The following is a 22,031-nucleotide window of genomic DNA, read 5'->3' as shown; positions in this document are numbered from 1 at the left end:
CTTGCGCCGGATTTGCGTCGTGACACAAGTCACGCGGCCGCAATGCTACAATGCAGGCATGACCAGAGGAGGCGGCATTGGCGGTTGATATGTTGAACATCGACGGCCTGGAGCGGCTCGATCGGGATGCACCGGTGGTGATGTTGAACCTGATGCGCTTCCACGCGCGCTCGGGTGACGGTTCCGGCTGGGACGCCTATTTGCGCTACAGTGCGGTCACAGTGCCGATGATCAAGGCGCGCGGCGGCACTCTGCTCTGGACCGGCGACGCCAAGGCGGTGGCGCTCGGCCCGCACGACGGCAACAAGTGGGATTTCGTCGCGCTGGTCTATTATCCCACGGTTGCGGCTTTCGTCGACATGATGACGTCGGAGGCCTACGAGAGCGAGGCCGATCCGCATCGCGTCAACGCCTGCGCCGAGCACGTCATCATTGCGACGAGCGAAGCGTACAGCAAATTCAAGACGAAGTAGGCTTGGCTGCCGCGCGGCGCTTTTCCCTCTCTTACGGCGGAGAGAGGACCTATGCCGCCTGCTTCCGTGACGCCACGAACACGCCGGCCAGCACCAGTGCGAAGCCGATGAAGTGGAACGCCTGCGGGTGCTCGCCCAGAAATGCCATTGCCATGATCGAGCCGAACACCGGCACGACATGGAAGAACGGCGCGGCGCGGTTGGCGCCGATCAGGCGGACGCCGCGATTGAAGCAGAGATAGGCGAGCGTCGAGGGGAACACTGCGACATAGAACAGGGTCAGCAGGTTCGGCCCGTCGAGCTTCATGACCGGACGCGCGGACAATTCCCAGATCTCCAGCGGAATGAGACAGGCCGCACCGCAGCCGAAAGTGAAGGCGAGGAACGACAGGCCGTGCATCGGCGGCCGCTTCAAGGTCAGCACCGAATAGAGCGCGAAGATGATCAGCGCGACGACGAAGATGAGGTCGCCCTTGTTGAAGTCGATGTTCGACAGCGTGGTGAAATCGCCATGCAGCAGGATGATCAGCACGCCGCACATCGACAGCAGCACGCCGAAGGCCTGCGCCGCGGTGAGGCGTACGCCGAGGATGGCCAGCGACCACAGCGCCACGACGAGCGGCGCGGCGGATTGCAAGAGGAGAGTGTTGAGCGCCTGCGTATGCTCCAGCGCCCAATATTGCAGCGTGTTGAAGGCGCCGATGCCGGTGATTGAGAGCGTGACCATCAGGCCGAGCTTGCCGCGGATCGCGGGCCAGTCCTGCGCAAGGTGTTTCCAGGCAAACGGCAGCACCAGCAGGAAGGCGAAGAACCAGCGCAGGAACGACAGTGTCACCGGCGGGATGTGGCCGGCGGCGAGCCGTCCGACGATGGCATTGCCGGCCCAGCACAGCGCGGTGATGCTGAGCAGCAGATAAGGCTGGTTGGCGATCCAGTTGTGGCCGGACGTGGCCGCGCCGGTGGTCTCGTCGGTGGCGGACATTGGATGGTTGTGGCCCCGCGTCATGCGCCAAGCCTCCGGCCCGGCGGCACCCGGGCCGGTTCAGACCCGGCCCGTTCAAAGACACGGAAATCCGGCCGATATCAATGGCGCGAGGTGCATCGCGTCCATGCACGGCAGTGGCCGGAACCTCGCTCAGCCCTTCAGCCCGGCACGGATCGCAAACGGCTTCAACAGTTCGGCGCAGGCGAGATAGACGACAACCAGAAGCGCGATGCCGGCCATCATGAGCGGTGGCGGCGCAACAAAGCCGAACCAGGCACCGAGCGGCGTGAAAGGCACCACCATCGCGACCAGCAAGGCCACCAGCGAGGAGACGGACAGCACCGGATCAGGCCAGCTGCGCCACGGTCGGCCGTTGGTGCGAATGATGAAGATCACGAGGATCTGCGTCGCCATGGATTCGATGAACCAGGCGGTGCGGAATTCGTCCGGCGATGCTTGAAACAGCAGGATGAGGGCGCCGAAGGTCAGGAAGTCGAAGACCGAGGACAACGGTCCCATGATCGCGGCGAAACGCACCAGCCGCGTCATGCTCCAGACCTGCGGCTGCGCGGTAGCCGCGCGCGAGACCTGGTCGAAGGGGATGCCGAGCTCGGAGAGATCGTAGAGCAGGTTGTTGAGCAGGATCTGCGTCGGCAGCATCGGCAGGAACGGCAGCGCCATCGAGGCGATCGCCATCGACAGCATGTTGCCGAAATTCGAGCTCGCGCCCATCCGGACATATTTCATGATGTTGGCGAAGGTGCGCCGGCCTTCTTCGACGCCGTCGGCGACGACTTCGAGATCCGAGGCGAGCAGGATGATGTCGGCGGCGGCCTGCGCCACGCCGGTCGCGCCTTCGACCGACAGGCCGATATCGGCGGCCTTCAGCGCCGGAGCGTCGTTGATGCCGTCGCCGAGAAAGCCGACCACCGCGCCGCCGGCCTGGAGTGCCTTCACGATGCGCGACTTCTGATGGGGCGCTAGCCGGCCGTAGGCGTCGGTCGATTGAACCTGGACTGCCAGTGCTTCGTCGCTGAGCTCGGCGATGTCGGCTCCCGATAGGACGCGGTCGGCATTCAGCCCGACCAGGCCGGCGAGCCGCTTCACCACCACCGGATCGTCGCCCGACAGGATCTTCAGCGTGATGCCGGTTGCCGCGAGCCGTGCGATGGCGGCCGCGGCCGTCAGCTTGGGCGGGTCGGCGAAGGCGCAAAAACCTTCGAAGACGAGATCGGTCTCGTCGGCGGTCTCGACCTCACGCGCTGCGCCGGTCCACGGCCGCGAGGCGATCGCGATGCTGCGTAGCCCTTCGCTCGCGAGCTCGTGCACGCGGGCGATCGCGCGGGCCCGGGCGCCGTCATCCATCACGCACAGCTCCAGCACCGCCTCCGGCGCGCCCTTGACGATGAGCAGCGCGCCTTCGGGGCTGGTCGCGAGCACGGATCCCAGCCGCCGTGAAAAGTCGAACGCTTGCCTGCCGGCAAGGGTCCAGCCCTGTGCGGCATTCGAGTGGCCGGCAACCAGCGCCGCGTCGAGCGAGCCGCGATCGCCGCCGAGTTTCGCGGCGATGGCGCCGAGCCGGGCGGCGCGGGCATCGTCCCCGCCGGCGGCATCGAGGCTCCTGGCCAGCGTGATCTCGGCCGAGGTCAGCGTGCCCGTCTTGTCCGTGCACAAGACGGTCATGGCGCCAAGATCGTGGATCGCGGCGAGGCGCTTGACGATCACCTTGCGGCCGGCCATGCGCAGCGCGCCGCGCGAGAGCGTCACCGTGGTGATCATCGGCAGCAGTTCCGGCGTCAGTCCGACCGCGAGCGCGACGGCAAACAGCAGCGAGTCCATCACCGGGCGGCCGAACACCACGCGGACGGTGAGCACGACCAGCACCAACGCGAGCGTGGCGCGCGCGATCACGAGGCCGAACTCGCGCAAGTCGCGCTCGAACGGTGAAGCCGTCTGGGCCTCGGCGAGCGCGGAGGCCGCCGCTCCGAACACCGTGTCGCGTCCGGTCCTGACGACGAGCGCGATCGCCTCGCCGGTTTGCGCGACGGCGCCGCGAAACAGTGCATTCGACGTGTCGTCTGGGTCGGTGGTGGCGCCGGCGCGCTTCTGGACCGGATAGGGTTCGCCGGTGAGCGCCGCTTCGCCCGCGGTGAAGGCTGTGCTCTCCAGGATGAGCGCGTCCGCGGGAATGATGTCGCCTGAACGGACGCGCAGGATGTCGCCGGGCACCAGCCGATCGACGTCGATCTCGCGGAAGTCGTTGTCGCGTCTGACTTCGGCCTTGAGCGCCACTGATCGGCGGAGCACTTCCGCGGCCTGCAGCGCCTGGCCTTCCTGGACGGTGTCGAGCCCGATCGAGAGCGCGAGTATTAGGACAATGATGAGCCCGCCGATATCGTCGCCGGTGAGCATCGAGACGATGCCGGCAACCAGCAGGATCAGCGACAGCGGCTCCAGCAGCCGGCGCATGATCGCGCGCGCCGCCCCCTCAACGCGCGGCCGCGCATCGCTGTTCGGCCCAAAGCGATCGAGGCGTTCGGAGGCGTCTGCGGCGGTCAGGCCTGTGAGGCCGCAGCCCAGTCGCTTGCATAATTGATCGGGTGAAAGATGACAGAAGCGGTTGTCGGCCTGCGCTGGACTGTCCGACAAGCAAGGCTCCCGTTTCAAAATGTCTCCTCAGGCAAATGCCTCGAAATTCGGCGTAACCTGTTGACCTACCGCAATTTGGATGGCCGCGCGCCCTGGCTTCGCCGACATCTGCCGACTGAAACGAGGTGCTGCATCGCATTGATCTCGAGCTCGACCATTGCTGCGGCCGCATCATCGAAGTGGTCGATGGCCGCATCCGGGCCTAACGTCGTCAAGCCCATCCGACAAAGCGGATTTTTAGGGGATATCAAGGGCTTGGATAGCGCATTGGGCCCCGAAAAAGCCCCGTTCTTGCTTGCTTACAGAGGCTGCATCCTTTATCCGGTTGGCTGCCTCGCGTTCGAGCGGCCTCGGCCGTGATTGGGCTGGGCGCATCTAACAGATTGCATAGGGATTACCCGCGAATGGCCAATGTTGTCGTCGTCGGCGCCCAGTGGGGCGACGAAGGAAAGGGCAAGATCGTCGACTGGTTGTCGGAGCAGGCGGATATCGTCGTCCGTTTCCAGGGCGGCCATAACGCCGGCCACACGCTGGTGATCAACGGCAAGACCTACAAGCTGGCGCTGCTGCCCTCGGGCGTGCTGCGCGAGCAGAAGCTGTCGGTGATCGGCAACGGCGTCGTGTTCGATCCCGCCGCCTTCCTCGACGAGGTCACGAAGCTGCGGTCGCAGGGTGTCGCGGTCAGCCCGGACAATCTGCGGGTCGCCGAGAACGTCACGCTCATCCTGCCGCTGCACCGCGAACTCGACGCGCATCGCGAATCCGCCAATGCGGCGACCGCGATCGGCACCACCCGCCGCGGCATTGGCCCGGCCTACGAGGACAAGGTCGGCCGCCGCGCCATCCGCCTGATGGACCTCGCCGATCTCGACACGCTGCCGCACAAGATCGACCGGCTGCTGGCGCATCACAATGCATTGCGCCGCGGCCTCGCCCTGCCGGAGTTCGACGGCAAGGAGATCCTGAAGGAATTGACCGCGCTCGCGCCGCAGCTCCTGCCCTATGCCGAGACGGTGTGGCGGCTGCTCGACATCAAGCGGCGCGAAGGCAAGCGCATGCTGTTCGAAGGCGCGCAAGGTGCGCTGCTCGACGTGGATCACGGCACATACCCTTACGTCACTTCGTCCAACACGGTGGCGGCGCAGGCCGCCACCGGATCGGGTCTCGGCCCCGCCGCGGTCGGCTATGTGCTCGGCCTCTGCAAGGCCTACACGACCCGCGTCGGCCAGGGCCCGTTCCCGACCGAGCAGGACAACCCGACCGGCCGCAAGATCGGCGAACGCGGCCGCGAGTTCGGCACCAATACCGGACGGCCCCGCCGCTGCGGCTGGTTCGATGCGGTTCTGGTTCGCCAGGCGGTCCGGACCTGCGGCATCAACGGTCTGGCGCTGACCAAGCTCGACATTCTGGACGGCTTCGACACGATCGAGGTCTGCACCGGCTATAAGCTGGACGGCAAGGAGATCGACCACTTCCCGGCGGGCGAAGGCGCCCAGGCCCGGGTCGAGCCGATTTACGAGACCATCGAAGGCTGGAAGGAGCCGACCGCCAATGCGCGGTCCTGGGCCCAGCTGCCGGCCCAGGCGATCAAATATGTCCGCCGGATCGAGGAATTGGTGGGGTGCCCGGTCGCACTGCTTTCCACCAGCCCCGAACGCGAGGATACTATCCTGGTACAAAATCCGTTTGAGGCTTAACGATCTCTTACCGGGACGCGCGTATAATTGAGTAGAAATGGCTGATTACTATCCGCTGATCGCCCGCGCTATTGCCGCCCTGGACCCCAACGCTCCCGGCGAGAGCCGTCGCGCGCTCTACGAGCGGGCGCGCACGGCGCTGATCGCGCAGCTCCGCAGCGTGCAGCCGCCGCTCTCCGAATCCGAGATCACCCGCGAGCGCCTCTCGCTGGAAGAGGCCGTCCGCAAGGTCGAATCGGAGGCTGCCCAGCGTGCCCGCGAGGCCTCGCGCCCCGGTGGCGGCGCCCGCAGCAGCGGCAGCGGCGATGCCTTCCGCCGCGCCAGCACCCGCGCCACCGAGGGCAACGCGCCCGCGCCCCAAAGCGCTGCCCCGCCGCGCGCCCGTCCGGCTCCGCCGCCGCCGCGCGCCGACCGGCCCTCCTTCAACGTCGATGACCAGGGCGACGCCCCGCGTGCGCCACGGGCTCCGCGTTTCGACGCGCCGCGGCAGCCGGGTCCGTCGGCACCGCCGGCGATGCCGGAGCCTCCGCCGGCCGGACGTGATCGCGCCAGTGGGCGCCGTCCGCCGGACATGGGACCTCCGCCGCCGCTGCCGCCGGCACCGGGCGTGCGCGGCTTCCGCGACATCACAGCCGACGCCAACGATCTCGGCGGCGCCGCCGCGCAGGCCAACCGCGCGGCGCGCCGCACCTACGCCAACGTGCCCTCGCCCTCGCCGGAATTCGACCGGCTCGAGCCGAGCCTGGAGAATCGCGCCGCCGGGACGGACGCGCCCTACTCCTACGACGAATCGATCGAGGAAGCCGAGCGCTACGCGCCGCAGTCGCAGCCGCCGTCGCAACGTCCACACATCCCGGTTCTCGACCGCGAACCTAAGAGGAAGCGCGCCCGCACTGGCTCCGCCTTTCCGTTCAAGAGCGCGATCGCCGTCGGCATCGTGCTGATCCTGGTCGGTGCCGGCATCCTCTGGGGCAAGCAGCTGGTTCAGACCGCGACCAACCTGTTGAAGTCTTCGCCGACGCAGGTGGTGGAGGCGCCCAGGGATTCGTCTCAGCCGCAGAGCAAGCCCAAGATTCCGGATCGCGTCGGCCAGCCCTCGGCCAGCGACCAGCCGGTCGCGCCGGTGGCGCAGAAGGTCGTGCTCTACGACGAGGATCCATCCGATCCGAAGGGCAAGCAATATGTCGGCTCGGTGGTGTGGCGGCTCGAGCCGATCAAGGCGTCGGGCAACCAGAAGGCCGACGTCGCCGTGCGCGCCGACATCGAGATCCCCGACCGCAAGTTCAAGATGACGATGTCGTTCCGCCGCAACACCGACTCCTCCCTGCCGGCGAGCCATACCGCGGAGCTGACCTTCGTCCTGCCGGCGGACTTTTCGGGCGGCGGCGTCGCCAACGTGCCGGGCATCCTGATGAAGTCGAACGAGCAGGCACGCGGCACGCCGCTCGCAGGCCTCGCGGTCAAGGTCACCGACGGCTTCTTCCTGGTCGGCCTCTCCAACGTCGACGCCGACCGCAGCCGCAACGTCCAGCTCCTGAAGGAGCGCTCCTGGTTCGACGTGCCCCTGGTCTACGCCAACCAGCGCCGCGCCATCATCGCCATCGAGAAGGGCGCTCCCGGCGAGCGCGCCTTCAACGACGCCTTCGCGCAGTGGGGCGACTAGATCTCTACTCCGTGAGACCTCGGCCTGCGTGGCTCGAGACGCCCGCCTTGGCGGGCTCCTCACCATGAGGGTTTGATATCTCGCCGCGAAACGAGACCTCATCCTGAGGGCCCGCCCCTTGGGCGGGCGTCTCGAAGGATGGCCGCAGGTACGCTCTCTCTACTGCGCCGTGGCTTCCCGCTTGCGCGATGTCGCGGCTGCGTGCTCGCGGTCCATTACGGCGCGGCAGCCGGGGCTGACCTGAGCTTTCTTCTGCACCATGCAGGCCCTGATCCTGGGGATGTCGGGGATCTCACTGGAGCACAGCCGCATCGCATCGCCCGAGCACATCTGCTGCGCTTCGGACGAGAACGCGAAGCCGGGCGATGTCGGGATTGCGATGGCGGTGGTGGCGAGGGCGAAGAGAGTTGCGATGGTCTGATTGCGTGTCATGCAGAATGCGTCCCCGAGTTCCGTGGGCTTGAGCCACTTGATTTTGGGGCGCCGCACGCGGCTTGACCTGCCGCATGTCTCAGCCATCACGCCGGGACCTCAATCCCGCATGTGGTTGCTCGATCTCTCGTGATGTTCGAATCGAAAAGTGCTGCGCCGCCCGAATCAAGTATGCGCCATTGTCGCGCGGCCGCAATGGCAGGCGAAAAGGAATTCGCAATTGTTGCGCGCACGTCACGCACAATGCGACTCGCGTGCGATCAGATCAATCGATCGGAGGATACGCTCGCTTGTTCCGCATCGCTTGCGCCAAGGGCTGCGTGCTCTTCGACAGCCGTAACGCCCTTTGCCGTGAGCTCGAACAGATCGCCGTCCTTCATCACGTAACCGTCGGCGATCAGCTCGCCTATCTTGCCGTGCCGGTCGTCGGCAAAGGCGATGGATTGGCTGATGTCCCTGAGGATCGAGAGCTGTTCGTCGCGCAACATGGCTTCACTCTCCGTTCGCGGGGGATGGTTCCGGTCCTCACATGCCGTGGCTCTGAAACACCTTGCTGCAAGACCGCGACAGCTTGGCCCTGTTGGCTTGCAAGCAGCCTTGTACGGCCATGTCGTTGCCGAGGTCCTTGCGGCAGAAGCGCGAGGCGTCCCGCGAACAGGCCTTCTGCTCCTGCGGCGTACCCATATGGCCTTGCGCGAAAGCGGGCGCGTTCGACAGGCCGCTGACGGCCGTCAGCGCGATCATCGCCAGGAAGAACAGTTTGCGGGACATCGGCGGCTCCAGATCTGACAGGTGAGTTTCAAGTCCGTCGCTATGCCGCTTGTTCCCAGCGCGGAGCCCGCACCTCCCGCTATTCAAGGTTCCCGCGGCGCTGCTATAACGGGGCGAAGGATGAGGGTGCCTGATGAAACGCTATCTCGTGTTTGCGCTGGTTGGCCCGTTCGTGGGCGGATTCCTGCTGCTGCTGACGACGACCTATCAGTCCGGCTATTGGACCCAGACCAGTCTCGCTGAGGTCGGCAAGCTGTTCGCAGTGTTCTTCAAATCCCTGCAATACAGTTATCTGTTCGGCTTCCTGCCCTCGCTGATGATCGGTGCGGTCGATGACATCCTGGTGCACATCCGCCGGATCGGCCCGGTGCTGCGGATTCTGCTGGTCGGCGTGTTCGCCTTCATCCTGGCCTCGCTGACCTACAGCTCGCGCGGGCCGGACTCGGGCGCGGTGCAGTTCATCCTGTACGGCCTCGTCGGCTTCGTGCCGGCGGTGATTTCATCCTGGCTCGTGCATAGATATGTCGCGGAGCCGCAGCCGGCGGCGGCACAGACTTGAAGGCGCGACCTTCGATCACGCCGCAGCAACCTCCGCCGCTGTGGTGCGTTCCCTACAGGCCATGACCATGCCCGATGACGACATTCTTGCTCCGCGTCGATCCCGTCCGGGAAGCCGCTCGGGTGCGGCCTCTTCGGGCACCGAGGGGCGTGGGCCGATCATCGATCAGGACGGCCACGAGATCCGGCCCGAAACGCTGGAGCAGGGCTTTCGCGAGTTTCGCTTCGAGTTCGGGAAGGACAGTCCCTTCGCGGGCAACCCGTTTGGCAATCTGACGCGCGAGCAGCGGATCGCGCGGATCGAGGCGATCGCAAAGCTGCTCGACGTCGCCTTCGTGCTGCCCGGAACCAATATCCGCTATGGCATCGACGGCTTGATCGGGTTGATCCCGGTCGTCGGTGACATCATCACCACTGCGATCTCGCTTTGGCTGGTGCGAGAGGCGAGGGCGCTCGGGGCGCCCTGGTACATCACCGCGCGCATGCTCGGCAATGTCGCCCTCGATGGCGTCGTCGGCATCGTCCCGTTCGCGGGCGACGCCTTCGACGTCATGTTCCGTGCCAACATGCGCAATGTGCGCCTGCTCCGCCGCTGGCTCGACAAGCAGCCTCGCATCTGACACGCCCCAAAACGCAAAAAGCGCGACGGCCTTTCGGCCACCGCGCCCTCAGCGCACATCGGAGTGCTTCGCGAAAACTTATGCCGCGTCGGCGGCGTCGGTGCTGGCTTCCACCGGCTTGCGGTGACGGGGCAGCGGGAAGGCTTCGCTCTCGTAGAGCGAGCGGATGCCGTTCTGGTCGAAGCGCGCTTCCTCGACCTGGAGATAGGCGCCGTTCAGCGAGTCCGTCGGCAACTGCTCCATCGCGAACTGGACGGCTTCGGCCGCGGTGCCGAACCGGCGATAGGTGAATCCTGCACGCTTCTTCTTGCGAATCGCAGCGGGGAAGAGCTCGGCGGAAGTGTTGAAGTTGAACGGACGCAGTGGACGCATGGTCAAAGACCTCGTGATCTCTCTGGGGCTTTAAGCGCGTGGGGTTGGGACGGGCAGAGGCCACCATTGGAGTGGGCGCCGCACATGTCATTTTCGTCCTCTAATATAGCCCGTTTTGACAAAATTGCGACCCCCGCGATGCGAGATGATGAATCCGCGCATGGCAGATCCGCAACTCAGAAATTTGTAATGATATCAATGGCTTGAATGGTTTATAGCTTGCCAAGGAGCAGCAGCACGAGCAGCACCACCAGGACGAGGCCGCCGATCCCCATACCGGAATGACCCATTCCGTAGCCGTAGCCGCCGATGCGGCCCGACAGGCCGCCCACGAGATAAATGATCACCAGGATGATCAGGATGGTCCCAAGCGTCATGGCATCCTCCCTGGCGGCCGCCGCAACGCCATGGCCGGCCGCACCACCAGGTAAGAAAAGCACATCGCGCCGCCGGGTTCCATGACGGAACCCGGCGGCGCGCAAGGTTTATTTGGGTTCGAGCTTCAGCGCTGCGGAATTGATGCAGTAACGCAAGCCCGTCGGCCCCGGGCCGTCGGGAAAGACATGGCCGAGATGGCCGCTGCACTTGGCGCACAGCACCTCGGTGCGGATCATGCCGTGGCTGACGTCCCGCTCCTCGTCGATATGGCCCTCGACGGCGGGCTGGGTGAAGCTCGGCCAGCCGCAGCCGGAATCGAACTTCGCGTCGGACTCGAACAGCACATTGCCGCAGCCGGCGCAGGTGTAGGTGCCGGCGCGGTGGTCGTGCTCATATTCGCCGGAGAAGGGACGCTCGGTCGCCTTCTCGCGCAGCACCGCGTATTGCATCGGCGACAACTCGCTGCGCCATTGCTCTTCGCTCTTGATGACCTTGTCGTCCGTGGTTTTCGTCTTGGTGTCGGGCATGGGTCTCCCGTTTTTTCGATGATCTTGTTTTCGGTGATCTTGTTCAGTGATCTTGCGATCAGTTGGTGACCTTGCTGGCGCTCACCAGCGTCGGCTTCTCGATATAGTTATCCGCGAACAGCTTTTTCAGGTTCTCGACCTTCGGGAGGTCGTTGTAGGCGATATAGGGCTGGTTCGGGTGCAGCGTCAGATAATCCTGGTGATAGGCCTCCGCCGGATAGAACGCCTCAAGCGCCCCGACCTTGGTCGCGATCGGCTTGCTGAAGACCTTGGCGCCGTTGAGCTGGGCGATATAGGCTTCGGCCACCTTCTTCTGCTCGTCGGAAGTGGTGAAGATCGCCGAGCGATATTGCGTCCCGCTATCGGGGCCCTGCCGGTTGAGCTGGGTCGGGTCGTGCGCCACCGAGAAGTAGATCTGGAGGATCTTGCCATAGGAGATCTTCTTCGGGTCGTATTTGATCTCGACCGATTCCGCGTGCCCGGTCCGGCCGCTCGAGACGGTCTGGTAGTCGGCCGTCGCCTTGGTGCCGCCGGCATAGCCGGAGACCGCGTTGACGACGCCCGCGGTGTGCTGGAACACGCCCTGCACGCCCCAGAAGCAGCCGCCGGCGATCACTGCGGTCTGGATCCCGCTGGCGGGCGCCGCGTCAAGGGCGGGAGCGGGGATCACGACCGCATCTTCTGCGGCCCGGGTCGGCGCGGCAAAAGCCAGCGTCAGGGCGGTGGTTGCGGCGAGCAGGGACAGGAGGGCAGGTCGGCGCATGGCGATCCTCTTTCCGAAGGTCTGACAGTCTAGGGCGGTTGGGGCCGGGCGAACAGCCTGCCCGGCAATTTCGGACATTCGAGATACGGGCCGACCGGGCGATTGTTACGGCCGGACGGACACGAGTCTGTGAAACGCGCCGCCTGGAGCAGCCCGGCTTGGCGAGGACAGGAACTCCGCGCTAGATGAACCGGCGCGATCGGTGATCGACCCAAAGAATGATGGCTGGAGCTGACCTGACAACATGCTGCGCCTCGTATCCCTGACCTTCGTCCCCGTGCTCGCCGTCCTGGCCGGCTGGAGCTCGATCGCGGCGGCCGAACCGCAACCCGGCGACGACCTCGCCCTTTGCCGCGACCGCCAGGCGGATGCCCAGGCGAGGGCGCAGGCCTGCGTCAAACTGCTCAATGCCGATCGTGTCACCGGCAAGGACAAGGGCATCGCGCTTTCCGTGCGCGGCAATACGCTGATCAACAAGCGCGACTACGGCCACGCGATCGAGACGTTGTCCATGGCCGTCGACCTCGATCCCGACAACGTCGTCACGCTCAATTTGCGCGGCCTCGCTTATGAGCGGACGGGCCAGGACGACCATGCGATGGCGGACTACAACCTCGCGCTCCAGAAGCGCCCGACCTACGGTGTCCCCTACAACAACCGCGGCATCATCCAGTTGCGCCGGGGTGCGCTGCAAAGCGCGCTCGACGATTTCAACCTGTCGATCAAATACGCCCCCAAGTTTCTGCTCGGCTACACCAACCGCGCCCGCGTGCGCACGCTGATGAAGGATTTTGACGGCGCGCTCGCCGATTTCGCGGAGGCCGAGAAGATCGAACCGGCCGCGCAGCAGATCACCGGCAACCGCTGCATCACCTACGGCTTGATGGGCAAGTTCGATCAGGCCTTCGCCGACTGCAACGGCCTGATCGAGAAGCAGCCGAAGAACACCTACGCGATCAACAATCGCGCCGACGTCAACATGCTGAAAGGCGATCTCGACGCCGCGCTGAAGGACTACAACATTGCGATCCAGATCAACCCGAACAATGTGCGGGCACATTCAGGTCGCGGCCAGATCTACGAGCGCAAGAAGGATCTCGCCCAGGCCCGTGCCGACTATCGTGCGGCGGCCTATTCGCTGACGAAGTTCGACGAGCTCGACGTCGCGCGCGCCCGCGCGATCGCGCAGGAGCGATTGGCCGCGCTGACCCCGCAGGCGCCGGCCGGATCCGCGGGGCGCCGCGTGGCGCTGGTGATCGGGAACGGCGCCTACAAGAACGTCCACGCCTTGCCCAATCCGCCACGCGACTCGCAAATGATCGCAGCCGCGCTGCGCGATGTCGGCTTCCAGACCGTGATATCCGTCAGCGACCTGACCCGCGACAAGTTCTTCGAAGCGTTGCAGACGTTTGCCGCCGAAGCGGAGAAGGCCGATTGGGCGGTGGTCTATTACGCCGGCCACGGTTTCGAGATCGGCGGCGTCAATTATCTCGTTCCCGTCGATGCCAAGCTTGCCGCCGACAGGGACGCCGAGACCCAGGCAGTTGCGCTGGAGCAGGTGATCGCGGCGGTAGGCGCGGCGCGAAAAGTACGTCTGGTGATGCTGGATGCCTGCCGCGACAATCCGTTCGCGCCGACCATGCAGCACACGCTGTCGCTGAAGCTGGTGGACAAGGGCTTTTCCAACATCGAGCCCGGCGCCGGCTTCATGGTGGTCTACGCCGCCAAGCACGGCGAGACCGCGATGGACGGCGACGGCGGCGCCGACAGCCCGTTCGCCACCGCGCTCGCCCGCGAAATCAAGGTGCCGCGCGTCGAGATCCGAAAACTGTTCGACATCGTCCGCGACGACGTCTGGCTCGTGACCAAGCACGTGCAGCAGCCGTTCTCGTACGGCTCGCCGCCGGGAAGAGAGGATTTTTATTTCGTTGTGGGGAAGTGAGCCGCGATGCCGGTGCCGTAGGGTGGGCAAAGCGAAGCGTGCCCACCGTTTCTATTCTTCTGTGAAGAGATGGTGGGCACGGCGCTTTGCGCCTTTGCCCACCCTACGGCAGCGCGACATCAAACGACGATGCTCAGCCGCTTCGCCGCCCGCGTGATGCCCGTGTACAGCCACCTCGCCCGGCTCTCCTGAAACGCAAAGCTCTCGTCGAACAGCACGACGTCGTCCCATTGCGAGCCCTGCGACTTGTGCACGGTCAGCACGTAGCCGTAGTCGAACTCGTCATAGGGCTTGCGCTGCTCCCAGGCGATCGCCTCGACGCCGCCCTCGAAGCAATCGGCGCGCACCGAGACCTTCGTCACCTTGTGGCCGAGATCCTCGTCCGGCGACAGCCTCATGCTGAGAATGCGGGATTTCGAGCGCGAGGTGTTGCGCGACTTCACGCGCCAAAGCCCGCCATTGAACAGGCCCTTCTTGCGATTGTTGCGCAGGCAGACCAGCTTGTCGCCGGCGACGGGGAAGACGTCCTCGATGTTCTGGCGCTGGCGCACCCGCATATTGTACGCGCGCCGCGTGTTGTTGCGGCCGACCAGCACCTGGTCGGCGGCCATGACGCGATCAGGATCGAGCTCCTTGCGCGACACCACCTCGCTCTCGCCGTAGCGGCCGATGTCGAGCTCGCGTCCCTCGCGGACGTCCATCGACATCCGCACGATCGGGTCGTCCTGGGCCTGGCGGTGCACCTCGGTCAGCATCGCGTCCGGCTCGGTATTGGTGAAGAAGCCGCCGCCCTGGATCGGCGGCAGCTGGGCGGGATCGCCCAGCACCAGCAGCGGGCAGTCGAACGACATCAGGTCGCGGCCCAGTTCGGCATCGACCATCGAGCATTCGTCGATCACGATCAGCTTGGCCTTCGAGGCCGGGGCGTCGTCCCACAATTCGAAGCTCGGCTGCTCCTCGCCGGATTCGCGGGTGCGGTAGATCAGCGAATGGATGGTGGAGGCCTCGTCGCAACCCTTGTTGCGCATGACCAGCGCCGCCTTGCCGGTGAAAGCGGCGAACTTCACCTCGCCATCGACGCCATCGGCGATGTGCCGCGCCAGCGTGGTCTTGCCGGTACCGGCATAGCCGAACAGGCGGAACACCGGCGGCGTGCCGTTGCGGCCGGGTTTGGCCTTGAGCCAGTCGCCAACGGCCTTGAGCGCGGCATCCTGATGCGGGGTGAATGTGGCCATGTCTGTCTTGAGGAGGGGGCGAAACGGAGCGATTCGCCAGCCCCAAAACTAACCATTCGCACCGCCGGTTCAAGCCGGGCGGGGCGCCCTACTGCCAGCCGGGAACGCCGCGCATGTCGGGCAGATGGTGGGCGATGCCCTTGTGGCAGTCGATGCAGGTCTTTTCCTTGGTGAACAGGAAGCGCTGATGGGCGACCGAGGCCCGCGGCGACTGCTTGGTGATGTCCATGGAATCGGCGCTGTGGCAGTTGCGGCATTCCAGCGAATCGTTGGACTTGAAGCGCGCCCATTCATGCGCCGCCAGCTCGAGCCGGTGATCCTGGAATTTCTCGCGGGTGTCGATCGTGCCGAAGATCTTGCCCCAGACCTCCTTGGAGGCCTGCATCTTGCGGGCGATCTTGTCGGTCCAGTTGTGCGGGACGTGGCAATCCGGACAGGTCGCGCGCACGCCGGAGCGGTTGGCGAAGTGGATGGTCGACTTCAGCTCGGCGAAGACGTTGTCCTTCATCTCGTGGCAGCCGGTGCAAAATTTTTCGGTGTTGGTCAATTCCAGTGCGGTGTTGAAGCCGCCCCAGAAGATCACGCCGGCCATGAAGCCCGCCAGCACCAGCACGCCGAGCCCGAACACCGAACTCGGACGGATCAGCACTTGCCAGAGCTCGCGCGCAAAGTCCCAGCTTCGCGTGACGAAGCCGCGTTTGGCCTTCATTCCCTCGTCGGGCTCATCAGCGATCGTCGTCATCGGCGGCCACCGGGGCTTGCGCGCGACAGCAGCGTGTCGATGTCGGTGAAGTCGTTGCTGACCGGCGGATTGGCGGTGTTCTGCGGCACGTGGCATTCCGTGCAGAAGAAGCGGCGCGGCGAGATCGAAGCCAGGAACTGGCCGTCGCGATCCATGAAGTGGGTGATCGAGACCATCGGCGCCTGCGATTCCGCGATGCGCGCCCGCGCATGGCAGGACAGGCACTTGTTGCCGTTGAGGTCGATCTGATAGCCGTCGATCGTATGCGGAATGACAGGCGGCTGTTCCGGATAGTTGCGCACTTCCCTTTCGGAGGTGTTGCGGTTCGGCAGCATCGGCGGCGCCGGACCTTCGTCGTTGAGCGGGGTCGGGCCGCGCAGGCCTGACGTCACCGTCTGCGCGGTCAGCGAACTCGCGCCGGCTGCGATCGCGACTGCGAGCAGCGCTACTCCAAATCGTTTCATCATGACACGTTCACCCGCTCGATGCGCACGGCGCACTTCTTGTAGTCGGTTTGCAGCGAGATCGGATCGGTGGCGTCCAGCGTCACCTTGTTGATCAGCTTGGATTCGTCGAACCACGGCACGAAGACCAGGCCACGCGGCGGCCGGTCGCGGCCGCGGGTCTCGACGCGGACACGGATGAAGCCGCGGCGGGAGACCACCTTGACCTCGTCGCCGCGGCGGATCTTCGCCTCCTGCGCGTCGTCGGGATGCATGAAGCACACGGCCTCGGGGAAGGCCTTGTAGAGCTCGGGCACCCGGCGCGTCATGGTGCCGGAATGCCAGTGCTCGAGCACCCGGCCGGTGGAGAGCCAGTAGGGATATTCGTTGTCGGGCGATTCCGCCGGCGGCTCGTAGGGAAGGGCGAAGATGCGCGCCTTGCCGTCGGGATAGCCGTAGAACTGCACGTCGGTGCCCTGCTTGACGTAGGGGTCGCTGCCCTCGCGGAAACGCCATTTGGTTTCCTGGCCGTTGACGACAGGCCAGCGCAGGCCGCGCTCGCGGTGATAGGTGTCGAACGGCGCGAGGTCGTGGCCGTGGCCGCGGCCGAAGGTGGCGTATTCCTCGAACAGGCCCTTGTGGACGTAGAAGCCGAACGCCTTGGACTCGTCGTTGAGGTAGCCCTGCTCGATGTCGGAGACCGGAAACTTGTCGACATGGCCGTTCTTGTACAGCACGTCGAACAGCGTCTTGCCGCGCACGTCCGGCTTCTTGGCAATCAGCTCCTCGGGCCAGACCTCCTCGATCTTGAAGCGCTTTGAGAATTCCATGAGCTGCCAGAGATCGGACTTCGACTCGCCCGGGGCAGCGACGAGTTGATGCCAGAACTGCGTACGCCGCTCGGCATTGCCGTAAGCGCCTTCCTTCTCCACCCACATCGCGGTCGGCAGGATCAAATCGGCGGCGAGCGCGGTGACCGACGGATAGGCGTCCGAAACCACGATGAAATTGTCGGGATTGCGGAAGCCCGGATAGGTCTCTTCGTTGGCGTTGGGACCAGCCTGAAGGTTGTTGTTGACCTGCACCCAATAGGCGTTGATCAGGCCGTCCTTCAGCATGCGGCTTTGCAGCACGGCATGCGCGCCGGGCTTGTCGGGAATGGTGCCTTCGGGCAGCTGCCAGATGTGCTCGGTCTTGGTGCGGTGTTCCTTGTTGGTGACCACCATGTCCGCAGGCAGGCGGTGCGAGAACGTGCCGACCTCACGCGCGGTGCCGCAGGCCGAGGGCTGGCCGGTCAGCGAGAACGGGCTGTTGCCGGGCGAGGAGATCTTTCCGGTCAACAGATGAATGTTGTAGACGAGGTTGTTGCACCAGACGCCGCGGGTGTGCTGGTTGAAGCCCATGGTCCAGAACGAGACCACTTTGGTCTTGGGGTCGGCATAGAGCTCGGCCAGCGCCTCCAGCCGGTTGAGCGGCACGCCCGACATCTCGGCCGCCTTCTCCAGCGTGTACTCCGAAACGAACTTGACGTACTCGTCGTAGCTCATCTCGGTGGAATCGTTGGCCTTCGCCGCGCCTGTTGCCTTCTTCTGCAACGGATGCTCGGGCCTCAAACCATAGCCAATGTCGGTCTGGCCGCGCCTGAAGATGGTATGCGCGGCAACGAAGTCCTTGTTGACCCGGCCGGTCTTGATGATGTGGTTGGCGATGGCATTCAGCAGATAGAGATCGGTCTGCGGCTTGAACACCATGCCGATGTCGGCGAGGTCGAACGAGCGATGCTCGAACGTCGAGAGCACGGCGACGCGGACATGCGGCGCGGAGAGCCTGCGGTCGGCGAGGCGGGTCCACAGGATCGGATGCATCTCCGCCATGTTGGAGCCCCACAGCACGAAGGCGTCGGTGGCCTCGATGTCGTCATAGCAGCCGGCCGGCTCGTCGATGCCGAAGGTGCGCATCATGCCGGCCACGGCGGAGGCCATGCAGTGGCGCGCGTTGGGATCGATGTTGTTGGTGCGGAAGCCGGCCTTGAACAGCTTTGAGGCCGCGTAGCCTTCCCAGATCGTCCACTGGCCGGAGCCGAACATGGCGACGCCGTTCGGCCCGCGCTTCTTGATCGCCTCCTTCCACTTCACCTCCATGATGTCGAAGGCTTCGGTCCAGGAGATGGGCGTGAACTCGCCGTTCTTGTCGTATTTGCCTGCCGTCTTGCGCAGCATCGGCTGCGTCAGGCGATCGTGGCCGTACATGATCTTGGAGAGGAAGTAGCCCTTGACGCAGTTGAGGCCGCGATTGACCTCGGCCTTGATATCGCCGTGGGTGGCGACGACGCGATTGTTCTTGGTCGCGACCATCACCGAGCAGCCGGTACCGCAGAAGCGGCAGGCGGCCTTGTCCCATTTCAGTTCGGCCACGTCGCGCTCGGCGACGAGGTTTGCGGCGAGCGCCGGTGCCGGCATGCCCGCAGCGGCGGCCGCGATGGCGGCGGCCTCGAGCTTCAGCATCTGGCGGCGGTCGAGCTTTGGCGATGTCATAATGGCTCTTCCTGACTCAGGCGGTTTCAATGGCGTGGAAGACGAGCGCTGCGGAATAGACGTCGGGCAGCGACTGGATGGTGTTGAGCAGGGTGCCGAGGCTGCCGGCATCAGGCGCTTCGGTCACGATGATGAGCTTGCCGCGCGGGTCGCGGCCGTGGATCTCGCAGCCGGCAAGGGCAGTGATCGCGGCCTCGAGTGCGGCGAGCCGCTCGGGGCGCGCCTGCACGATGATGCTGGCGATTTCGCAACCGGGCGGCGCGACGATGCGGTCGGCGCTGAGCACCCGGCCGGTGATCAATGCGCGGCGGTTGAGTTTGGATTCGGCCATGATGCCTGTCTTTCGCTTCGAGGAGATCAATGCGGGGAGGGCGGCGGGCCGGGAGGGCCGGCAAACATCTGGTAGATCCAGACGCCGAGCCCGTAGGAGCCCACCGTTCCGACCGCGAGGACGGGCATCACGATCGCGGTCAGGAACAGGAATGCGAAAATCTCCATGCGCTTACGGCGCACGCGCGAAGTCGCGTCGTCGGGGGCCGACATGTTCGGTCTCGTCTGAAATGTGGGGATTGGGACGGCATCCGGGCCGTTGCCTTGCCGCACCTTAGATGCAGCAGGGCCACTGACGCCTTGATCTGGATCAATCCGTCGAGCTGCGATGATGGCCGCGGCCAGACCACAAGCGCAAGTTTGGGTTGTACCCGTGCGAAGGCGATGCGACAGTTTGGCATCGAACGGGGATACGAGTGGTGAACGCGGCAGGGCTGACGGCGATCGATCTCGGACTTCGCGGCGCGGCGAGCAGCGTGTTCCTGTTGATCGTTCTCGTGGCATTGCTGCGTCGTGCGACCGGCCAACAGGCTTTTCTGGGCATCGCGATGTGCGCAGGCGGCATATTCTATGCGATCGCGACGGCGCCCAGCCTGCCCAAAACGGCTTGGTGGTGGACGTTGCCGATCCTGTCCGCGCAGCCTGCGGTCTTCTGGCTGTGGGCGCGCGCGGCGTTCGACGACGATTTTGTGCTGAGGCGTTGGCACGGCGCGCTGTGGCTGAGCATCGTGGCTTTCGGATTTGCGATCACGCTGGGCTGGGCGAACTGGCCCGCTTTGGCCGGCGCAGGCGGGCGAGTCCTGGCTCTGGCCACCCTGGTGCTGGCCCTCGCCGCCGCCATTCAGACGGTCAAGACCTGGCGAGCCGATCTGGTCGCGCGGCGACGCCGACTGCGGCTGGCGATGCTTGCGATCAATGTCGTGCTCATCGCGACCGTCGCCGTCGCCGGCTTCGCCGCAATTCCCGTCGCGGTTCCCGGCGCGCCCGGCAGTCTCCCGACCGCGCTCGGGCTGTTCATCGTGGCCATGCTTGCCGCCATCGGGCTGTTCAGCGCGCCGGCGATGGCCGTCGATGACGCCACGGCCGCGATCGCATCCGGCGAGGCGGGGAGGCAAGCCCCGGCCGCCGATCGCGCCGCCGCGGGGCGGGTCGTCGTCGATCCGATCCTGCTCCGGCGTCTCGACCATCTGATGACGGTCGAGCGAACCTACCGCCAGGAAGGCCTTGCGATCGGAGCGCTCGCGGCGCGGCTCGACGTTCCCGAGCATCGGCTGCGCCAAGCGATCAATGAAGGGCTGGGCTATCGCAACTTCAATGCTTTCCTCAACCGCTACCGTATCGAGGACGCCAGGCTGGCGCTGTCCGACGGGACGCAGCGGGAGGTCCCGGTGCTGACCATCGCCATGGATGCGGGCTTCCAGTCGATCGGACCTTTCAATCGCGCGTTCAAGGCCGAAACCGGCATGACCCCGACCGAATTCCGGCGTGAGGCGCTGAGCCGGCCCGACAGCGCTGAACTCAGCCAGCCGCGCCGCGAAATCGGCTAGCCGATTTTTGGATCAGGCGAGAACGCCCTGTGCCGATTGGGCAGACTGTCCGGCAGATCCTCTCGCCAGCCGAATGAGCCCACCCATGTCACCTTCGACCGCCGCCACCCCTGCATCGGAACGGCTGCACGCTCTTGATGCACTCAGGGGCGGCGCCCTGCTGCTCGGCATCGTCCTGCACGCGGCCATGTCGTTCGTGCCCGCCACGCCCCGGTTCTGGTTCATCCAGGACACCCATCCAAGCCTGCTCCTGGGCCTGCTGACCTTCACCATCCACGTCTTCCGGATGACGACTTTCTTCCTGATGGCGGGTTTTTTCGCCCGCATGAGCTTTCATCGCCGGGGCGTTAGGGGCTTCGTCCGCGACAGGCTCCCGAGAATCGGGCTGCCGCTCGTGATCGGTTGGCCGATCCTGTTCACGCCCATGTACTTCATCGCGATCTGGGCGTCTCATTTCCCGAACGGCGGCTGGTCCCGCAGCTGGCCACCGGTGCTGCCGAATTTCCCCTTGACCCATCTCTGGTTCGTCTATGTGCTGCTGGAGCTTTATGTCGCCGTTCTGCTCCTGCGCGGCGCATTTGTCTGGCTAGATGCGTCAGGCGGGTGGCGAGCGGTGATTGACCGTGCTTTCGCGCGGATCATGCGAAATCCGCTGGCCCCCCTGGTTCTGGCAATCCCGATCGGCATCGCCTTCTGTCTCGATCAACGCTGGATCAACGTGATGGGCGTGAGGACGCCGGATCAATCGTTCATCACCAACGCGCAGGCCTGGATCGGTTTCGGCACCGCATTCGCGATCGGCTGGCTGCTGCATCGGCAGATCGATCTGCTGCGGCTGATTGAGCGGCGCTGGCTGCCGCATCTTCTGCTCGCAATCACTCTGATCCTGATCAGTTTCGTGCTGGTTGGGGCGATGACGTCTGCGCCGGGTGCACCGAAACTGCCTTTCGGCTTCGCCACGCTCCGGCTTGTCTCCGTGATCCTGTATGCGCCGGCGATATGGATTTCGACCTTCGCAGTCATCGGCCTCGCGCTCCGCTTCATGTCCGGCTTCAGTCGGACGTGGCGCTACCTCGCCGATGCATCCTACTGGCTCTATCTGATCCACCTGCCGATCGTGATGGCGCTGCAGGTCGCGCTGTCGCAGCTCGACTGGCCCGGGCTGATCAAGTTCGGCGTTCTTCTCGTCGTCGCGCTTCCTCCGATGCTGGCGAGCTATCATCTGCTGGTGCGCTTTACCTTCATCGGTGTGGTCCTGAATGGCCGCCGCGCCGAAAAGCACCTTCTCCCGCAAGACGGAATTGCGACTGCGTAGACAGCGCCGCCCCACCCATTAAGATGCCCGCAACAAAAATATAAGCGGCAAGAAA

23 protein-coding genes are annotated in these 22,031 nt (G+C 65.1%); 8 read left to right on the top strand and 15 right to left on the bottom strand.

Translation table 11 applies throughout. The features are described 5' to 3' along the window. Nucleotides 1–89: 89 nt before the first annotated feature. A complete protein-coding gene (locus tag AC0L21_RS27520) occupies nt 90–473 on the top strand; it encodes a DUF1330 domain-containing protein (RefSeq protein ID WP_473264888.1) in 384 nt (127 codons plus the stop codon). Between the two features lie 49 nt (nt 474–522). Here the strand turns inward: AC0L21_RS27520 and AC0L21_RS27515 are convergent, their stop codons facing one another. Together AC0L21_RS27515 and mgtA are read right to left on the bottom strand one after the other, a co-directional pair. Next, entirely contained in the window at nt 523–1,455 is a 933-nt protein-coding gene (locus tag AC0L21_RS27515) for a DMT family transporter (RefSeq protein WP_473264887.1), read from the bottom strand. Between the two features lie 153 nt (nt 1,456–1,608). Beyond that, on the bottom strand, nt 1,609–4,107 hold the full coding sequence (gene mgtA / locus AC0L21_RS27510) for a magnesium-translocating P-type ATPase (protein ID WP_473264840.1): 2,499 nt from the start codon (nt 4,105–4,107) through the stop codon (nt 1,609–1,611). Between the two features lie 404 nt (nt 4,108–4,511). On the opposite strand from mgtA, the gene AC0L21_RS27505 reads away from it, so the two are divergent. Together AC0L21_RS27505 and AC0L21_RS27500 are read left to right on the top strand one after the other, a co-directional pair. After that, the gene (locus AC0L21_RS27505) at nt 4,512–5,804 is read left to right on the top strand and encodes an adenylosuccinate synthase (protein WP_473264839.1); all 1,293 of its coding nucleotides are present in this window, start codon (nt 4,512–4,514) and stop codon (nt 5,802–5,804) included. Nucleotides 5,805–5,841: 37 nt separating this feature from the next. Then, nucleotides 5,842–7,467: a hypothetical protein gene (locus AC0L21_RS27500; RefSeq protein ID WP_473264838.1), complete on the top strand. Its 1,626-nt coding sequence runs from the start codon at nt 5,842–5,844 to the stop codon at nt 7,465–7,467. Nucleotides 7,468–7,626: 159 nt separating this feature from the next. Here AC0L21_RS27500 and AC0L21_RS27495 read toward each other — a convergent pair whose 3' ends face one another. The 3 genes from AC0L21_RS27495 to AC0L21_RS27485 form a co-directional block, all read right to left on the bottom strand. Then, on the bottom strand, nt 7,627–7,899 hold the full coding sequence (locus AC0L21_RS27495; protein ID WP_473264837.1) for a hypothetical protein: 273 nt from the start codon (nt 7,897–7,899) through the stop codon (nt 7,627–7,629). A gap of 260 nt (nt 7,900–8,159) precedes the next feature. Then, nucleotides 8,160–8,387: a hypothetical protein gene (locus AC0L21_RS27490; protein WP_007614124.1), complete on the bottom strand. Its 228-nt coding sequence runs from the start codon at nt 8,385–8,387 to the stop codon at nt 8,160–8,162. Nucleotides 8,388–8,424: 37 nt separating this feature from the next. Further along, nucleotides 8,425–8,670 (bottom strand): hypothetical protein, encoded by a 246-nt coding sequence (locus AC0L21_RS27485; RefSeq protein ID WP_473264836.1) that lies wholly within the window; start codon nt 8,668–8,670, stop codon nt 8,425–8,427. A gap of 133 nt (nt 8,671–8,803) precedes the next feature. Here AC0L21_RS27485 and AC0L21_RS27480 point away from each other — a divergent pair, with 133 nt between their 5' ends. Both AC0L21_RS27480 and AC0L21_RS27475 read left to right on the top strand, forming a co-directional pair. After that, complete coding sequence (locus AC0L21_RS27480; RefSeq protein ID WP_473264835.1) at nt 8,804–9,229, top strand: DUF5413 family protein; 426 nt, start codon at nt 8,804–8,806, stop codon at nt 9,227–9,229. A 61-nt stretch (nt 9,230–9,290) separates the two neighbouring features. Beyond that, a complete protein-coding gene (locus tag AC0L21_RS27475; RefSeq protein WP_473264834.1) occupies nt 9,291–9,848 on the top strand; it encodes a DUF4112 domain-containing protein in 558 nt (185 codons plus the stop codon). 78 nt (nt 9,849–9,926) lie between these two features. On the opposite strand, the gene AC0L21_RS27470 is transcribed toward AC0L21_RS27475, so the two are convergent. From AC0L21_RS27470 to msrA, 4 genes are all read right to left on the bottom strand, one after another. Next, entirely contained in the window at nt 9,927–10,220 is a 294-nt protein-coding gene (locus tag AC0L21_RS27470; RefSeq protein WP_007596188.1) for a hypothetical protein, read from the bottom strand. 212 nt (nt 10,221–10,432) lie between these two features. Beyond that, nucleotides 10,433–10,597, bottom strand: a complete 165-nt coding sequence (locus tag AC0L21_RS27465; RefSeq protein ID WP_007596187.1) for a DUF3309 family protein — start codon at nt 10,595–10,597, stop codon at nt 10,433–10,435. A 108-nt stretch (nt 10,598–10,705) separates the two neighbouring features. Continuing rightward, nucleotides 10,706–11,125: a peptide-methionine (R)-S-oxide reductase MsrB gene (gene msrB, locus AC0L21_RS27460; RefSeq protein WP_473264833.1), complete on the bottom strand. Its 420-nt coding sequence runs from the start codon at nt 11,123–11,125 to the stop codon at nt 10,706–10,708. A 58-nt stretch (nt 11,126–11,183) separates the two neighbouring features. Continuing rightward, on the bottom strand, nt 11,184–11,888 hold the full coding sequence (msrA, locus tag AC0L21_RS27455; protein ID WP_473264832.1) for a peptide-methionine (S)-S-oxide reductase MsrA: 705 nt from the start codon (nt 11,886–11,888) through the stop codon (nt 11,184–11,186). Nucleotides 11,889–12,132: 244 nt separating this feature from the next. Between msrA and AC0L21_RS27450 the strand changes: the two genes are divergently transcribed. After that, nucleotides 12,133–13,830 (top strand): caspase family protein, encoded by a 1,698-nt coding sequence (locus AC0L21_RS27450; protein ID WP_473264831.1) that lies wholly within the window; start codon nt 12,133–12,135, stop codon nt 13,828–13,830. 119 nt (nt 13,831–13,949) lie between these two features. Here AC0L21_RS27450 and AC0L21_RS27445 read toward each other — a convergent pair whose 3' ends face one another. The 6 genes from AC0L21_RS27445 to napE all read right to left on the bottom strand — a co-directional run bounded on the left by AC0L21_RS27445 (nt 13,950) and on the right by napE (nt 19,327). After that, complete coding sequence (locus tag AC0L21_RS27445; RefSeq protein ID WP_007596183.1) at nt 13,950–15,065, bottom strand: ATP-dependent DNA helicase; 1,116 nt, start codon at nt 15,063–15,065, stop codon at nt 13,950–13,952. An 88-nt stretch (nt 15,066–15,153) separates the two neighbouring features. Then, the gene (locus AC0L21_RS27440; protein WP_473264830.1) at nt 15,154–15,807 is read right to left on the bottom strand and encodes a NapC/NirT family cytochrome c; all 654 of its coding nucleotides are present in this window, start codon (nt 15,805–15,807) and stop codon (nt 15,154–15,156) included. After that, nucleotides 15,804–16,274 carry a nitrate reductase cytochrome c-type subunit gene (locus tag AC0L21_RS27435; RefSeq protein WP_007614113.1) on the bottom strand — a complete coding sequence of 157 codons (471 nt, stop codon included), beginning with the start codon at nt 16,272–16,274 and terminating at the stop codon, nt 15,804–15,806. The genes AC0L21_RS27440 and AC0L21_RS27435 overlap by 4 nt, the downstream gene beginning before the upstream one ends. Beyond that, nucleotides 16,271–18,784 carry a nitrate reductase catalytic subunit NapA gene (gene napA / locus AC0L21_RS27430; RefSeq protein WP_473264829.1) on the bottom strand — a complete coding sequence of 838 codons (2,514 nt, stop codon included), beginning with the start codon at nt 18,782–18,784 and terminating at the stop codon, nt 16,271–16,273. The genes AC0L21_RS27435 and napA overlap by 4 nt, the downstream gene beginning before the upstream one ends. Nucleotides 18,785–18,800: 16 nt before the next feature. Then, the gene (locus AC0L21_RS27425) at nt 18,801–19,115 is read right to left on the bottom strand and encodes a chaperone NapD (protein WP_473264828.1); all 315 of its coding nucleotides are present in this window, start codon (nt 19,113–19,115) and stop codon (nt 18,801–18,803) included. A 26-nt stretch (nt 19,116–19,141) separates the two neighbouring features. Then, nucleotides 19,142–19,327, bottom strand: coding sequence for a periplasmic nitrate reductase, NapE protein (napE, locus tag AC0L21_RS27420; RefSeq protein WP_007596178.1), 186 nt, complete (start codon nt 19,325–19,327; stop codon nt 19,142–19,144). Nucleotides 19,328–19,533: 206 nt separating this feature from the next. Between napE and AC0L21_RS27415 the strand changes: the two genes are divergently transcribed. Next, complete coding sequence (locus tag AC0L21_RS27415; RefSeq protein WP_473264827.1) at nt 19,534–20,661, top strand: AraC family transcriptional regulator; 1,128 nt, start codon at nt 19,534–19,536, stop codon at nt 20,659–20,661. 85 nt (nt 20,662–20,746) lie between these two features. Continuing rightward, nucleotides 20,747–21,976 carry an acyltransferase family protein gene (locus tag AC0L21_RS27410; protein ID WP_473264826.1) on the top strand — a complete coding sequence of 410 codons (1,230 nt, stop codon included), beginning with the start codon at nt 20,747–20,749 and terminating at the stop codon, nt 21,974–21,976. Nucleotides 21,977–22,031 lie beyond the last annotated feature (55 nt).

This window comes from Bradyrhizobium sp. WSM4873 (assembly GCF_055811355.1).
This window is presented reverse-complemented; position numbering and strand designations above follow the sequence as displayed.